13 protein-coding genes and 2 pseudogenes are annotated in these 14,997 nt (G+C 71.5%); 7 read left to right on the top strand and 8 right to left on the bottom strand.

Features of this window, described 5'->3' with window-relative positions:
- Positions 1–12 precede the first annotated feature (12 nt).
- Together ACYVOO_RS23165 and ACYVOO_RS23160 are read left to right on the top strand one after the other, a co-directional pair.
- Positions 13–1,383, top strand: coding sequence for an amidohydrolase family protein (locus ACYVOO_RS23165; protein WP_461017602.1), 1,371 nt, complete (start codon positions 13–15; stop codon positions 1,381–1,383).
- Positions 1,384–1,596: 213 nt separating this feature from the next.
- Positions 1,597–2,250 (top strand): hypothetical protein, encoded by a 654-nt coding sequence (locus ACYVOO_RS23160; RefSeq protein ID WP_461017601.1) that lies wholly within the window; start codon positions 1,597–1,599, stop codon positions 2,248–2,250.
- 90 nt (positions 2,251–2,340) lie between these two features.
- On the opposite strand, the gene ACYVOO_RS23155 is transcribed toward ACYVOO_RS23160, so the two are convergent.
- The gene (locus ACYVOO_RS23155) at positions 2,341–2,913 is read right to left on the bottom strand and encodes a TetR/AcrR family transcriptional regulator (protein WP_461017600.1); all 573 of its coding nucleotides are present in this window, start codon (positions 2,911–2,913) and stop codon (positions 2,341–2,343) included.
- Between the two features lie 23 nt (positions 2,914–2,936).
- Here ACYVOO_RS23155 and ACYVOO_RS23150 point away from each other — a divergent pair, with 23 nt between their 5' ends.
- The gene (locus tag ACYVOO_RS23150; protein ID WP_461017599.1) at positions 2,937–4,226 is read left to right on the top strand and encodes a metal-dependent hydrolase family protein; all 1,290 of its coding nucleotides are present in this window, start codon (positions 2,937–2,939) and stop codon (positions 4,224–4,226) included.
- Positions 4,223–5,077 (top strand): alpha/beta hydrolase, encoded by an 855-nt coding sequence (locus ACYVOO_RS23145; protein WP_461017598.1) that lies wholly within the window; start codon positions 4,223–4,225, stop codon positions 5,075–5,077. The genes ACYVOO_RS23150 and ACYVOO_RS23145 overlap by 4 nt, the downstream gene beginning before the upstream one ends.
- A 201-nt stretch (positions 5,078–5,278) precedes the next feature.
- Here ACYVOO_RS23145 and ACYVOO_RS23140 read toward each other — a convergent pair whose 3' ends face one another.
- Entirely contained in the window at positions 5,279–5,959 is a 681-nt protein-coding gene (locus tag ACYVOO_RS23140; RefSeq protein WP_461017597.1) for a universal stress protein, read from the bottom strand.
- A gap of 212 nt (positions 5,960–6,171) precedes the next feature.
- Positions 6,172–7,050, bottom strand: a pseudogene (locus ACYVOO_RS23135) (phosphoketolase family protein); the annotation flags it as partial.
- Positions 7,051–7,483: 433 nt separating this feature from the next.
- Between ACYVOO_RS23135 and ACYVOO_RS23130 the strand changes: the two are divergent.
- Positions 7,484–8,119, top strand: coding sequence for a hypothetical protein (locus ACYVOO_RS23130; protein WP_461017596.1), 636 nt, complete (start codon positions 7,484–7,486; stop codon positions 8,117–8,119).
- Positions 8,120–8,307: 188 nt separating this feature from the next.
- A complete protein-coding gene (locus ACYVOO_RS23125; RefSeq protein ID WP_461017595.1) occupies positions 8,308–9,225 on the top strand; it encodes a universal stress protein in 918 nt (305 codons plus the stop codon).
- 94 nt (positions 9,226–9,319) lie between these two features.
- On the opposite strand, the gene ACYVOO_RS23120 is transcribed toward ACYVOO_RS23125, so the two are convergent.
- Together ACYVOO_RS23120 and ACYVOO_RS23115 are read right to left on the bottom strand one after the other, a co-directional pair.
- Complete coding sequence (locus ACYVOO_RS23120) at positions 9,320–10,315, bottom strand: Acg family FMN-binding oxidoreductase (protein WP_461017594.1); 996 nt, start codon at positions 10,313–10,315, stop codon at positions 9,320–9,322.
- Between the two features lie 159 nt (positions 10,316–10,474).
- Entirely contained in the window at positions 10,475–10,984 is a 510-nt protein-coding gene (locus tag ACYVOO_RS23115) for a flavodoxin domain-containing protein (RefSeq protein ID WP_461017593.1), read from the bottom strand.
- Between the two features lie 291 nt (positions 10,985–11,275).
- Between ACYVOO_RS23115 and ACYVOO_RS23110 the strand changes: the two are divergent.
- Positions 11,276–12,331: pseudogene (locus ACYVOO_RS23110) on the top strand (GAF domain-containing protein); the annotation flags it as partial.
- On the opposite strand, the gene ACYVOO_RS23105 reads toward ACYVOO_RS23110, so the two are convergent.
- From ACYVOO_RS23105 to ACYVOO_RS23095, 3 genes are all read right to left on the bottom strand, one after another.
- Positions 12,320–12,661, bottom strand: coding sequence for a universal stress protein (locus tag ACYVOO_RS23105; RefSeq protein WP_461018100.1), 342 nt, complete (start codon positions 12,659–12,661; stop codon positions 12,320–12,322). The pseudogene ACYVOO_RS23110 and the gene ACYVOO_RS23105 overlap by 12 nt on opposite strands.
- Before the next feature lie 675 nt (positions 12,662–13,336).
- On the bottom strand, positions 13,337–13,462 hold the full coding sequence (locus tag ACYVOO_RS23100; RefSeq protein ID WP_461017592.1) for a hypothetical protein: 126 nt from the start codon (positions 13,460–13,462) through the stop codon (positions 13,337–13,339).
- The gene (locus ACYVOO_RS23095) at positions 13,459–14,826 is read right to left on the bottom strand and encodes an MBL fold metallo-hydrolase (RefSeq protein WP_461017591.1); all 1,368 of its coding nucleotides are present in this window, start codon (positions 14,824–14,826) and stop codon (positions 13,459–13,461) included. The genes ACYVOO_RS23100 and ACYVOO_RS23095 overlap by 4 nt, the downstream gene beginning before the upstream one ends.
- Between the last annotated feature and the right edge of the window lie 171 nt (positions 14,827–14,997).

Here is a 14,997-nt window from a genome sequence, read left to right as displayed (position 1 = left end):
AAAGGACCACACATGTCGTACGACACGCCTCTGGACGACGACCGCATCCTGATCAAGGGCGCGTATCTGCTGACCCAGGACACCGCGCTCGGCAACTTCGTGGGCGACGTCCTCGTCGCCGATGGAAAGATCAAGGAAATCGGCCGGAAGGTCGAAGACGACCGGGCCCGCGTCATCGACGGCACCGGCACCGCCGTACTCCCCGGTTTCATCGACACGCACCGCCACAACTGGCAGGGCGCGCTGCGCAATCTCGGGCCCGCGTGGACCTACGAGGAGTACCGCAGCCAGGTCCAGATCGGCCTCGGACAGCACTTCGAGCCGAGAGATGTCCACGTCGGAAATCTGACGGCTGACCTGATGTCCCTCGAAGCCGGCGTGACCACGGTGCGCGACGAGTCGCACATCAGCAACAGCCCCGAGCACTCCGACGCGGCGATCGCCGCCCACTGGGAATCAGGTATCCGCGCTGTCTTCGACCACGGCTGGCCGTCCACGGAGGCCGAGCAGTGGCAGTTCGGCAGCGCCCGCAGGCACCCCGACGACATCAGGCGCATCCGCAACGAGGTGCTGCCGGACGACTCCGCCCGGGTCACGCTCAACGCGATGCTGCGCGGCCCGGAGCTGTCCACACCTGATGTGGCGGAGCAGGACATCCGTCTCGCCCGCGAGCTGGACCTGCGCATCAGCATGCACGTGGGCCTCGGCGAATGGGGAGCCCGGCAGCAGGCCATCCGCCGACTCGCCGAAGCGGGCCTCCTGAAGGAGGACATGACGTTCATCCACTGCTGCACGTCGACCGACGACGAGTTGCGGATGCTGGCCGCACACGGAGCCACCGCATCCGTCGCCTCCGCGCTGGAGGTCTTCATGCCGGGCCTCGGCCAGCCCGCCACCAATCGTCTTCTGGCAGCCGGGGTACGCCCCAGCCTGAGCGTCGACACCGAGACCATCGTCAGCGGCGACATGTTCGGCGTGATGCGTGCCGCGCTCGCGTACCAGCAGTTGATCGTCGCGGGAGCCGCGGGCCCCATGGACCGTGTCCCGGACCTGCCCACCTTCGATGCCGCCGACCTCCTCGCCTTCGCGACCATCGAGGGCGCGCGCGCCTGCGGAATCGACGACCGCACCGGCAGTCTGACTCCCGGCAAGGAAGCCGACCTGATCATGATCCGCCTGGACCATGCCAACCTCCTGCCGGCCACCGACGTCGCGGCCTCGATCGTCGCGGGCGGCCATGCGGGCAACGTCGACCTGGTCGTCGTCGCCGGGCGGGTGCTCAAGTCCGACGGCGTACTCAAGGGCGGCAACGCTCACTTCGAACAGGCCGGGGCCTCCCGGGACCGGTTGTTCCGAGCAGCCGGAATCGCTCTTCCTGCGTGACCTCGGCGACAGTGGCGGTGAATACCATGACACGAAGAAGTGGCGGATTTTCCGCATAAAGAGATGACAGACCACTGTGGGGCGGTACAGCGAATATTGAACTGTGCTCCGCGTTCTTTTCCGGAATTCCGGAGCGAGTAGGGTGCCCCCGGCTTGTTGTCCGTGGGTGTTTACGATGGGCGACGAGAACCGAACGATGAGGAGCAGAAAGTCATGGCACGACCAGAGCCCGGCAAGAGGGCCATGGGCTGGGCCGCCGCGGCCACGTTGCTGGCGGCGGCGCCGCTGATGGCAGCGTGCTCGGGCGGCGGCTCGGACACCTCTTCCGCCTCGCACAGCAGCAGCCCCTCTCCTTCGGGCAGCACTTCGGAGAGCCCCGAGGCCCCGTCGGGCGACGGCTCCAGCGCACAGGCGGGCGGCCGGTCCACCGTGCCCTCCGCGGTCAGCGCCTGGGTCACCGCGGTCATCGAGAAGGACGCGAAGCAGGCGTGCCTGCTTTCCGTGGCGCCGGACAGCGGCTCGTCCCCGAAGGCCGCCACTCCCCAGATGTGTGACGCGTCGACGACGCAGAAGCTGGCCCCCGGCCTGAAGTCCATGAGCAAGGCGTTCTCGCCGCAGAATGCCTCCGGAAAGCCGACGGTGAAGGTCGACGCGCCCACCCCCGAGGGCGAAAAGGCAGTCGTCCCGACGTCGAAGATCACCGTCGACGGAAAGCCCCTGCGGGCCATCATGCTGTCCCGCTCGCACGGTATAGACCCGAAGTCCTTCACGGCCAAGGTGAATACCGACAAGATCGACGGAAAGTGGTATATCGGCGACTTCGACATGGACAGCGGTCATCAGACGCTTCGGCCTCAAGAGCAGTAGCTGAGGCATGAAGTGACCTCCCGGTCGTCCGGGAACTGTGCCCGTGGACGGGGCCGGCCGGCATCGGCGGCCTTGCCCACGGCCGGCGCGTCATTTCCGACTCATGCGCAGGATCAAGGTGACCGCGTCCTCCGAGCGGGTCCCGGGAGTGAGGACTTCCTGCAGGAGGAGGCCGCGAATCGCGGCAACGGTGACGGCGGCCACATCCCGCGCTTCCTTCGTGCCGAGCCCTTCGCGTTCCGCGAGTGAGGCCAGCATCTCGGTCAGGTCGCCGATCGACTCCACGAACTCACGGAAGCCCTCGGGGCCGTACGCGGCCAGTCCGACGACGTAGAAGAAGCCGCGGGCACGCGACAACTGCTCCGGCCGGGTGTAAGTGCGCCAGATCGCCTCGACGAAATCGTCGAAGGTGCCCTGCTGGGCGGCCTCCAGGAGTGACTCGTTGTCACGGGACCGCTGCGCCTTGAGCATGGCGGCCAAGACGCCCGGGAGCGCCCCGAAGTGGTATCGCAGCAGGGCGTGGCTGGTTTCGATCCGGGCGGCGATCTCACGGAGCGACATCTCCGGCGGGGGAAGGGTGTCGCCGAAGGTGTCGAGAAGCCGTGCCAGGAGTCGCTCGCGCGCGCTGCCCTTGCGTTCCGAGGTTGACAGGATCACTCCCACAGTTTATCCATTGGAAAAGATGGATGAGCGGTTCCGTGTTGCTTCGCACATGGTCGCAGTCAGCTCGCAACGACGGAGGATCGACCTTGGGACCTGCTCATGTAGTCGGCGCGACGGTCATCGACGGATCGGGGTGCGATCCCAGCAACCTCGACATCACCATCGAGAACGGCCGCATCACCCAGCTCGGTGCCTCCAGCGCGCACGGCGAGCGTCTCGATGCCGAGGGGCTGACGATGACGCCCGGCCTCATCGACGCTCACGTCCACCTGGGCCTGTCGAGCCCGATCCAGCCGCACTTCTCGTTTCGGATAAGCGCCGCCGAGATCGCGGCGGACATCTTCGCCACGGCCGGCGCGACGCTCGACGCCGGCTTCACCACCGTTCGTGACACCGGCGGGATCGACGGCGGTGTCGTCACCGCGATCGCGAAGGGCAAGGTCAGAGGGCCGCGCGTTCTGTCGTGCGGACCTGTTCAGTGCCAGATCGGCGGGCACGGCTACTACGGTGCCGAATGGGAACCCACCGAGCTGTGGAGCAGCCACCACATCCCGGGCCTGTGCGCCCTCTCCATGATGGCGGGCAACGCGGACGAGCTGCGGCACAACGTCCGCGAAGCCTTCCGTCGCGGAGCCTCCTTCCTGAAGCTCTGCGTGACCGGCGGCGTGGTAGGCGCACATGACCGGCTGACCGACACCCAGTTCACCGTCGAAGAGATCGCTGTCGCGGTTCAAGAGGCTGCGGCACGGAACACCTATGTGACGGTTCACGCCCACAACAACGAGGGCATACGCAACGCGGTCGAGGCCGGGGTGCGCTGCGTCGAGCACGGCACCGGCCTCGACGAATCCACGGCGGCCCTGATGGCCGCTCGCGACGTTGCCCTCGTGCCCACGTTCGCCGTCGTCGAGCAACTGCTGCACGACATCGCCGGAGCCGGACTCGACGAGTCGACCCGCGACCGTGCCAAGGGCACACGCGAGCGGATGACGAAGGCGCTCGCTGCCGCCAAGCACGCGGGAGTACGGATCGGGCTGGGTTCCGATCTCATCGGTCCGGCCCAGGACCGTCGCGGCAGAGAACTCAGCCTGCGCGCGGCCCTCGAGACGCCGATGGAAGCTCTCGTGGCGGCGACCAGGACCAACGCCGAGATCCTCGGCCTGTCCGGCCAGGTGGGTGTCATCGCTCCCGGCGCGCAGGCAGACCTCGTGCTCTGGAACGGCAACCCGCTCAAAGAACCGGAACTGTTCTCCGACCCCACCAACGCCGTCCTCGTGATCCAGGCCGGCCGCATCGTAAAGGACCTCAGATGAGCGCCATGTGGCAGGGCTGCCTCGCCCACACCGACTACTTCGAGATGCGCTCCAGCGGCGGGCACGACTACGGCGTCTGGGTCACCACGCCACCGCGCTACGACCCTGCCGCGGCGCAAGCACCTGTCGTGTACGTGCTCGACGGCAACTGGGCCGTGGGCATGACCGCCCCGCTCATCGTCACGCAACTGGACCCCATGCAGTCGATTCAGCCCTACGTGCAAGTCAGCGTGGGTTACGCGGGCGAGGAAGCGGAGCACTGGGAGCGGTTGCGCAACCGCGACCTCGTGCCCCCCGGCGAACCCATCGCGAAGGAGTACATCGACGCGGTGGAGATGGGGGTCGAAACGGGCACGATGACTCGCGAGCAGGCCGACGCCTACCTCGCTGAATTGAGCGACAGCCGCGGGGACATGTTCCTGAACTTCCTTACCGACGACCTGCACCCGCGGATCGAACGCGACTACGGCACAGCCCGCAGCGGTCACGGCCTCTTCGGCTACTCCTACGGCGGACTCTTCAGCCTCTACGCCTGGCTCACCAACAGCACCTTCTTCGACAGCATCGGCGCGGGCAGTCCCGGAATCGTCAACGCGGACAGTCAGGTCTTCGCACGTCTTCAAGCGATGGGTGACACCCTGCCTGCCACCAAGCTTCACGTGACCTTCAACGACCGCGAGATCCTCGGAGACCTGGCGGTCTACCAGAATCTCGCGAAGAACGCGGCCACGTTCCTGCACCGCCTCACCTCACGCGGCGGATCCGTCACCAGCGCGCTCATGCACGAGACGCACGTGACCGGGTTGCAGGCGTCGTTCCTCAGCTACCTCAGGACCTGCCGTGCCCAGTGACAACGGCTGACGCGCTGGCCTGGAACGCGGAGAGGGCCCCGGTGCCGGCCGGGGTGCTCTCCGCGTCCGCGGGCGGCCTGCTCGCAGCAGTCGCATCCGGGCGGGTAGGTGCCGAACGCGTCCGCCCTGGCGTCGGCAGAGGGAACCGGCGGTGATGGCGACGACCGCCTCGATGACGTTGCGCGATGGAGATGGCGCCCGTCAGCAGGGCGAAGGCGATGTACGCGAGGAGACCGGGACGCCCCAGCGCAGCGCTGTCTTCTGAGCGGTGAAGAGGGGGACGACCGCGCCCCAGGTGCCGGGAGCGATCGAGAGGGCCGCGTCCGCCATCGCCTTGATCATGCCCGCGTCCGTCATGATGCCGGTGAAGATCCCCGCCGCGAGGACGAGCATCATCACCGGGACGGGGTTGGCGGCCTGGCGCTTGATGAGTTCCTGCTGGTCGTCGATGGCGCGGATGTTGACGAGCAGGGCCACGGCGAACGCCGCCATGAACAGCACGACGAGATCCGCGACTTCGAGGATGAGCAGGACCATCAGCAGCAGGGTGGGGGCGGCGTTGAACCACATGCGCCAGTCGGCCCGCACGGTGAGGACGGCGAAGAGGAGCAGGGCCGCGGTCGAGGCCACCGTGTCCAGGCCGTTCATGATCATGTCGCCGAGCTTCAGGCCGGGATGGCGTGCCGAGAGCAGCGCACGGGAGCGGTCGAGCAACTCCTCGGCGCGTTCCCTGGGCACGGTCAGTGCTCCGGTGGGGAGCGTCTCGTCGGCGTACACCAGCCAGAGCGGAAGGCCACGGCGTACCGCCTCCCGCGCGGCCCACCCGGCGGCGGCGAGGCTTTCGGGCGAGCCGTCCACCCCGGCGGCGACGGGGCGGGGCATGACACACCTCGGATCGTCTCGGGCGGTGGGCGCTCCGGGCGCGGACGCGCTCTGAGCGCGGGCCGCGGGCGCGGCCTGCTCCACGGCACCTGTGTGTTCCAGGTTCGCCGTTCGCCGCGGCCGTGCTCAGGGGCCGTAGGTCCCTCGCCGAGGGCTGCACGGTACCGCCCTCGACGTCCCGGAACCTGTTGCGGCGCATGTGCGTGTGGCGCTCAGTCGGCCCAGGTCCAGTCGGCGACCTCGGGCAGGTCGGTGCCGTGCGCGCGGATCCAGGCGTGGTGGCGGGTGCGGGTGTCCTCCATGGTCTGACGTACGGCGGCGGCCCGCACCGCCAGGTCAGGCACCCGGTCGATGACGTCCATCACCAGCCGGTAGCGGTCCAGGTCGTTGCGGACGACCATGTCGAAGGGCGTGGTGGTGGTGCCCGCCTCCTTGTACCCGCGCACGTGCAGATGCGGGTGGACGGTGCGGCGGTAGGCGAGCCGGTGCACGAGCCAGGGGTAGCCGTGGTAGGCGAAGACGACGGGCCTGTCGCGGGTGAACAGGGCGTCGAACTCGGCCTCGGTCATGCCGTGCGGGTGTTCTTCGTGCGGCAGCAGCCGGGTCATGTCGACGACGTTGACGACGCGCACCGCGAGCCGGGGCAGGTGCTGCCGCAGCAGTCGCGCGGCGGCCAGGGTCTCCTGGGTGGGGACGTCCCCGGCGCAGGCGAGGACCACATCCGGTTCGCGGCCGCCGTCCTCGTTCCCGGCCCACGGCCAGATCCCGGCGCCGCGCGCGCAGTGGGCGCGGGCCTCGGCCATGCTCAGCCAGTCGAAGCAGGGCTGCTTGCCCGCGACGATGACGTTGACGTAGTCCCGGCTGCGCAGCGCGTGATCGGCCACCGACAGCAGGGTGTTGGCGTCCGGCGGCAGATAGACCCGCACCACCTCGGGGCTCTTGTTGAGGACGTGGTCGACGAAGCCGGGGTCCTGGTGGGAGAAGCCGTTGTGGTCCTGCCGCCACACATGCGAGGTGAGCAGGTAGTTCAGCGAGGGGACGGGGCGGCGCCAGGGCAGTGTGCGGGAGACCTTCAGCCACTTGATGTGCTGGGGGTCGCGGGCACGGGGGCCTCCATGCGGTGGCGGATGGGCGGAGAGGGGCACAGTCCTCCGGAGTCGCGTCGGCACGGAGCCGCGTCGGCCACGGAGGCATCGGCACCGCCATGCTCGGGGCGAGGCCGCGACGGCGGAAGGGACCGAGGGGGCCGGCCAGGGGGGCCGGGCGGCCCTGCGGAGAGGGCACGGCACGGGGGCGGGCCGGTCTGCCGACGGCGGGAACCGGCCGGGGCGGAGCCGCCCGGACCCGCCCATCGGCCCGGCGAACCGTACCCGGACGACCCGCCGGAGTGGCCTGTGCGGCCCCGGCGCGGCGGGCGCGGCACGCGGCACCGTGGGAGCGGAACAGGACGTACCGATCCGTGAAGCGCGAAGCGTGGTGGAAGAAGCGCCGAACGCGGAACTGAGACGAAAGGGGTGGAGAGCCATGGCAGTGCACGAGCCCGCACACCACCGGCACGGTTTCCGGCCGGTCCGGCGGAAGGCCGGTACAGCGAGGGCCGCGAGGCCGGGGGAGGAAACGGCCGCCGTCGCGGCGACGGCGACGGTGTCGGCGTCCCGCGTCGTCGCCTCGGTCCGCGTCGTCACCGGGTTCGTCTTCCTCTGGGCGTTCCTCGACAAGACCTTCGGCTGGCACTACGCCACACCCCCGGGCAAGGGCTGGATCGACGGTGGCTCGCCCACGGAGGGGTTCCTCGGCGGCGTCGCCGTCGGCCCCCTGGAGACCCCGTTCCACAACTGGGCCGGGGACGCCTGGGCCGACTGGCTGTTCATGCTCGGCCTGCTGGGGATCGGTGTCGCGCTGCTCGCCGGGGTCGTGCTGCGGCTCGCCGCGCTGGCCGGGACGGTCATGATGGCGCTGATGTGGGCGGCGGAATGGCCCCTCGCACAGCACCTGTCCGACGGTTCGCCCAGCATGTCCACGAACCCGCTCATCGACTACCACGTGGTGTACGCCGCCGCGTTGATCGTCCTCGCGGCGCTGTCGGCCGGTGACACCTGGGGACTGGGCAGGACATGGTCCCGGCTGCCGTACGTACGCGACCACCGCTGGCTGCGCTGACCTCGCTACGCCCGACGGCCGACGCTTCGCCTGACACCCGGTCCGTTCGTCCCAGGGCCTCGATAAGCCACGGGGCAGGGCCGGGTGGACCGCTCCCCAGGGCCTTGTGGCCCCTCTTCTCCGCGAACACCCGCCAAGACGCTGGAAACAGGAACTCGCCCCGCCCGCCTCACCGGAAGGTGTCTGCCATGACCCGTACCGTCACCGTCGGCGTCGACGGCTCCCCCGAAAGCCGCGCGGCCGCCGACTGGGCGGCCCGCGAAGCGCTGCTGCGGAAGCTGCCCCTGCGCATCGTGCACGTCTGGAACTGGGCGCCCTACACCTTTGCTCCTGGCGCTCTCTCCGCCGAGGCCGAACGGCACTGGGCCGAGCGCATACCCCGCGAGGTCGGCACCGACATCAGCGGGCGCCATCCGGGGCTGGAGGTCAGCGCCGAACGCTTCGAGGGGGAGACCGCCACCACTCTGCTCGCCGCTTCCAAGGACGCGGAGGTGCTGGCGCTCGGCTCCCGGGGACTCGGCGCGATGGTGGGCTTCCTCGTCGGTTCGGTCGCCATGGCGACGGTGGCGAGGGCCGAACGCCCCGTCGTGCTCGTCCGCGCCGGCGAACGTGCCCAGGACGAGTACCGGGCCGGCACCGGGGCCGGCACCGGGGACGAGCCGGCCGTCGGCACCGCTTACCGCAACGTGGTGCTCGGCCTCGATCTGGCCAGGCCCGACGACGACGTCATCGGCCACGCCTTCGAGGCGGCGGCCCGGCGCGAGACCGGCCTGCGCGTCGTCCACACCTGGTCCCCGCCGACCGTCTACGACTTCGACCCCGGACTGGTCGGCGAGGAGGTCATGGCGGAACTCGCCTCCCGCGCGACCACAGCGCTCGCCGAGGTTCTGCGCTCGTGGCGGGGCAAGTACCCCCAAGTCCCGGTCTTCGAGCAGGTGCTGACGGGCCGGCCCGGCGAACGCCTCGTCGCCGCGTCCGCCGACGCCTCCCTGGTGGTCGTCGGCCGCCGCGTCCGCAGCTCTCCGCTGGGCGCCCACACCGGCTCGGTGGCCCATGCCGTCATCCACCACGCCACGGCCCCCGTCGCCGTCGTGCCGCACGAGTGACAGCCAGGACCGGCCCGGAGCCGTCACCGCGACGGCTCCGGGCCGGAATCCGGGCTCGGGCCGGAACCCGTCGATGGGCCCCGCCGTCGCCGTCTCACCGGACGGCGCGGGCCCCGCTCTCGTACACCGCCTCCAGCGGCAGCCGGGGACTGTCCGGTCCCGGCGGGCCGTAGCCGAGACGGATCAGCATCTGGACATGGCGAGCGGGCAGTTCCGCACGCCCCAGGGCCCAGCACAGGTCGGGCCATTCGAGGGCCTGGTGCAGCAGGGAGGCGCGGAGGCGGTGGGCGGTGGCCAGCAGGAGCACGTGCTCCAGCGCCTGCCCGGCACGCAGCCAGTCGACCCGCCGGTTGTGCTGCGTGGACAGCACCGCGACGGTGGGACGGGGCTCGAAGGACAGGCTGGGCAGTGCGTCGGGCCGACTGGCACCGGTGAAGTCCCGTACGGGCACGTGTCCTTGCGCGTCCTGGGGCCCGAGCGTGGCGGGAGCCAGGCCCAGCCCTCCGCCGTCGGGACCGGCGAGCCAGCGGCGCGTCTCGGCGCGGCGGCCGGCGTCCTCCGCGTCGCGGCGTTCGCCCTCCGCGGTGAGGGCCAGCAGCCGGGAAACCTCCTGAGCGGCGGGGAAGCGGAGCGTGGCGCCCTCGCCGTGCGCGGCCTCCGTCAGCTCGGCCCGCACTTCATCGGGGACGGGATGCCCGGTGAAGGGGAACCGGCTGCTGTGCCGGTGCCAGAGCGCCTCGTACAGCTCCGGGCGGTGGGGCGTACCCGCACGGGCCGTCCCGGCGAGCCGCACGGTCGCCAGCAGCGAGGGGTCGTCGGGGGAGGGCAGCAGGCGGACGACGGGGTGCCAGCCGTGCCGGGAGACGGCGATCCGCAGGTTGAACACGGCGGCGCCGACGGACACATGCAACGCCCTGCCCGCCGGGTCGGTACGCGGGAGTCCCCGCTCGGCGGCGGCGCGCACGGCGAGCGTCAGGGCCTCGGGATCGAGCCGGTAGCGCCAGGGCTGCGTGTTGTGGATCGAGGGTGCTGCCACCGCGGCGGAGATCAGGTTCTCCAGGGTGGCCGCGTCGAGGGGCACGGTACGCATGGCCGGTTCCTCCTCCGGTCCGATGCTCGGCTGTCGGTGCCACCCTTTCGCCGCGACGGAGAGGGGGTGAAGGGCCGGACAGCCTCGGGAGCACCGGCGAACGGCCCTTAGCGACAGCCAGGGCCCGGGACCCGGGGCCCTCCGGCGCGCGGCCGGTGCTCACGAGGTGAGGGAGGTGCGGCGCAGCTCCCGCGCGATGCCGGTCGCCCAGGACGCGACGCTGTCGGGGTCGCGGTGGTCGCCGCCCTGCCCGGCGGCGACGATGCGGCGCGCCATCCATCCCTCGGCGTCCGCGTCCAGCTTGCCGCCGAAGGTGATGTGCCCCCGCGCGCCGAGCCGTTCGGCCATGCGCCGCACCTGCCGGACGGGCGGGATCTCCCGCTCGGAGGCGCTGCTGTCGAGCGGGCCGCTGCTGAAGAGCCAGACGGGTCTGTCGCGCAGGACGGGCGTGTGACGGCGCGCGAAGCGCGCGGTGTCGCGGTGCCAGCAGCCCGCGTAGAGGGCGCCGCCCAGGACGACGGCGTCGTAGGGCGCGGGCGTGCGGACGTCGGCCGCGGGTTCGGCCACGGCCTCGCATCCGGCCGAGTTCAGGGCGTCGACGATCCAACCCGCGATCTCCCGCGTCGAACCGTTCTTGCTGCCGTAGGCGACGAGTATATGGCTGGGCATGTGCGCTCCTCTCTTGTCGTCCTGCGTAGGGCCTGGTGTCCGGGAGGGGACCGCACATCGCCCCTCCCGTACGAGAACCGTGCGACGGCCCGGCGCGGAGGGACAGGGACCGAACGGGCCACTTCTCGGCCGCCGGGCCGGAAGGGGGCGCGCTCCCGGTGGCTCCCGGTGGCCGGTTTCCCGCGTGCCGGGAACCGAGGTCCGGATTGTGGGGCTGCCCATGTGGCGGCCCGGGCCTGAGCCGTTACGTTGAGTCCTCCGGGCCAGGACGCGAGTGCCGTAGGGGTGACGATGGACAGCGGTGGTGCGGGGAGCATTCCACGGTTGCGTCTCGATGAGCTGCTGGAGGAGCTGGAGCGGCGGATCAGCACGGTGCGCGGGACGCAGGACCGGCTGCACGGGCTGCTGGAGGCGGTGCTGTCGGTCGGGCGGGGGCTGGAAGTGTCCCAGGTGCTGCGGCAGATCGTCGAGGCGGCTGTGGTGCTGGTGGATGCCGAGTACGGTGCGCTGGGTGTGGTGGGGGAGGGGCAGGAGCTGGCGCAGTTCCTGCCTGTGGGGATGGCCGACGAGCAGGTCGCGGAGATCGGCGACCTGCCCAGGGGACACGGCCTGCTGGGCCAGCTCATCCGGCATCCGGAGCCGCTGAGGCTGGCCGAGCTGTCGGACCATCCGGCCTCGTACGGTTTTCCCGACCGGCATCCGCCGATGCGCTCGTTCCTCGGGGTGCCCATCCGGGTCAGGGACGAGGTGTTCGGCAACTTCTACCTCACCGAGAAGCGCGGGGCCGAGGAGTTCGACGCCGAGGACGAGGCCGTTCTCGCCACCCTCGCCGTCGCCGCGGGCGTCGCCATCGAGAACGCCCAGCTCTACGAGGAGGCACAGCGCCGTGAGCGGTGGGCGGCGGCGAGTGGCGAGATCACGGGGGCGCTGCTGTCGGGCGCGGCACGCGGGGAGGTACTGGAACTGGTCGTCAGCCGGGCGCGGGAGATCATTTCGGCGGACCTGGGCGTGGTCGCGGTGCCGCTGGAGGGCGCGGAGGGACTGCGGACGAGCTTCGCTGTCGGGGAGGGCGCCCAGGCGCACAGGGGAGTCGTCCTGCCGCACGAGGACGGGTTCATGGGCGCCGCCTTCCACACGCGGGAGCCCGCCACGAGCGCCGACATCCAGCACGATCCCCGGGTGGAGAAGGCCCCGGGACCCTGGGCGGGTTTCGGGCCCGCGCTCGCGCTGCCGCTGGACACGGGCAAGGGCGTGCGGGGCGTGCTGGTCGTGGCCCGGCGGGCGGGCCGGGAACCGTTCGCGGAGAACGAGACCACACCCGCCGTCGGCTTCGCGTTACAGGTGGCGCCCGAGCAGCAGCCCGGGGAAACCACCAGCGCCCCGCGCGCCCACCACCAGCAGACCGGCGCCGTCACCGGCCGCGGCCAGGGCGGAGCCGGGGTCCCCGGAGAGCGTCTTCCCGCTCCATCTGAGACCGGGACGCCGCGCGGCGAGAGCGGTACCGAGGCGGTCCAGCATCCGTCCGGCCCCGTCGCCGCCCCACGGCGAGGTCCCGACGCGCGGCTTCGCGACGTGCACGAGTCGCAACGCGCGAGCGGCCGTGTCCGCCGCGCACCCGGCCCACTCCGCCGCCGCGAAGCTGCCAGCGGACCCGTCGACGCCCACCACGACCTCCATGACGTCCATGACGCGCTCCCCTTCTCGCTTCCCGCACCGGCGAACGCCGGGACCACGCGCCTTCTGACGCCGCTTCAGGCGCCGCTCGTCGTCGTCCGCGGCGATCCGGTGCGCGGCACGGCCGCGCCCCGCGTGGTGGTGCTGGCCGGTACGGGGGCCGGTGACGCGGACGCCGCCTGCTACGCCTTCGCCGAGGCGGCACGCCGTCGGCTGCGCGTGCGCCCGGTGCCGCTGGAGCCGAGGGCCGGTGACGGCGTTCCCCCGTCACAGCGCCAGGGCGAGGACCGGACCGTGGCCGCCACGCCCGTCTCCCCCGTGGAGCGGGGAACCGCAGGGGGCGGTGCGGCCGAGCCGGTGTCCAGCGCTCATCACCTGGACACCGGGGAGGGGCATCGGACCGGACGGTCCCGTACACATCGACGGCGGCCCGGCGCTGGGCACTCGTCGCGGCGACGAGGGCGCGGACACGGTAGTGGTCGCGCGGCGTCGTGGGCGCCGCCCCGCATCGCCGTACGGGGCCAGGAGCGGCCGTAAGACCCTGGACGTGCTGCTGCGGATCTCGCACTGCCCGGTCACCGTCGTCCCTGTCTTCGAAGGGCCCGCCGGTGACAGCGCGGGCGCCGGCTGAGCGGCCGTCGGCGGTATGTGTCTCAGGGACCTGTGGGCCATGGGAAGTCAGTGACTGTGGATGTTCCGGACGGCCTTCGGTAGCGAACGGAACTCCTTGAGCCCGGAGCCGACGGCTCCGGCGGCGGCTCCGGCGGCGGCTCCCGTGGGCAGGGCCGGGAGCGGGGCGGTCACGGCCGGATGACGTTCAGGCCCGCTTCGGCGGCGGCCTCGAAACCGTCGTCGACGGCGACGACCTCCCGTCCGGTCGCGTCCAAGAGGGACGCGGCGATCGCCGCGCGCATCCCGCCGGCGCAGTGCACCCACACCGTGCCGTCCGGCACCTCGTCGGCCCGGCTGCGCAGCTCGTGGAGCGGAATGTGCACCGAGCCCTCGATGAAGCACTCTCCGCGCTCGGAATCCCGTCGCACGTCCAGCACCACCACGCCCGTAGGACCGGCGAGACCCGCGAGGTCGGCGAAGCGGGCGCGGGGGAAGGAGGCGAGCCGTTCCCCCTGACGGACCCAGGCGGCCGGGTCTCCGGTGGTGGCGGCGGCCGGGCGGTCGATGCCGACCCGGGCCAGCTCCCGCTGCGCGTCGGCGACGCGCGCAGGGGTGTCGGCGAGCAGGGTGACCGGCTTGCCCCACGGGATGAGCCAGGCCAGATAGGTGGCCGGCTTGCCGGTGCCCTCGAAGTTGAACGATCCGGCCACATGGCCCTCGGCGAAGGCGACCCGGCTGCGCAGGTCCACCACCCACTCGCCCGCCGCCAGCCGTTCGGCGATCTGTGCGGCGTCGGCGGGCTCGGGCGGGGTCAGGTCGACGGGCGCGGGCCCGGCGGCGTTGGCCGGGCCCATGTGCGCGTAGTAGGCGGGCACGTCTTCCAGCCCGGCCAGGATCTGCTGCACGAAGGTGTCCACGTCCAGGGTGAACGCGTCGTTGCCGGCGCGTTCCTGGCCGATCGTGGTCGTCGTGCCCCCGGCCCCGGCAGGGGAGGAGGAGCAGAAGCTGCCGAAGCCGTGCGTGGGCAGCACCGGCACCTCGTCGTCGAACGCCGCCGCCAGCCGGTGGGCGGAGGCGTGCTGCGCGCGGGCCAGATGCTCCGTCAGCCGCGGGTCCACCAGGTCCGGTCGCCCCACGGTGCCGATCAGCAGTGAGCCGCCGGTGAAGACCGCTGTCGCGCGGCCGTCCTCCTCCAGCGCGTAGGCGGTGTGGTGCGGGGTGTGGCCCGGGGTGGCGATCGCGCGGAGTGTCAGGTGCTCGTCCACCTCGTAGGTGTCGCCGTCCGCGACGGGAGTGCGGGCGAAGGCGACGATGGCGCCGGCCGGGACCAGATAGCGGGCGCCGGTGAGGCGGGCCAGTTCCAGCCCGCCGGTGACGTAGTCGTTGTGCACGTGCGTCTCCGCCACATAGGCGATGCGCGCTCCTCGCCGGGCGGCGGTGGCGATCACCTGATCGACGTCCCGCGGCGGATCGACCACGACCGCTGTTCTCGGACCTCCGGCCAGATAACTGCGGTTGCCGAGACCCTCGAACTCCAGGGTGTCGACGAAAAACACGGTGTGGCTCCTTTCAAGAATGCGGCGCCCGGGAGACTTCCGGGACGGGCCCTCCCGGGCAGGGCACGAGCGCCACGAATGCGGAGCACTCGCGCCACTCCGAGCCGCTCGTGATACGCGCGGCTCTCGCGGTCGGCCCACCTCGTGCCGGGGTGTGTGCGGCGGTTCTTC

It is taken from the genome of Streptomyces daliensis (assembly GCF_054782395.1).
Note: the sequence above shows the minus strand (reverse complement) of the source record. Positions and strands in the feature narration are given on the sequence as shown.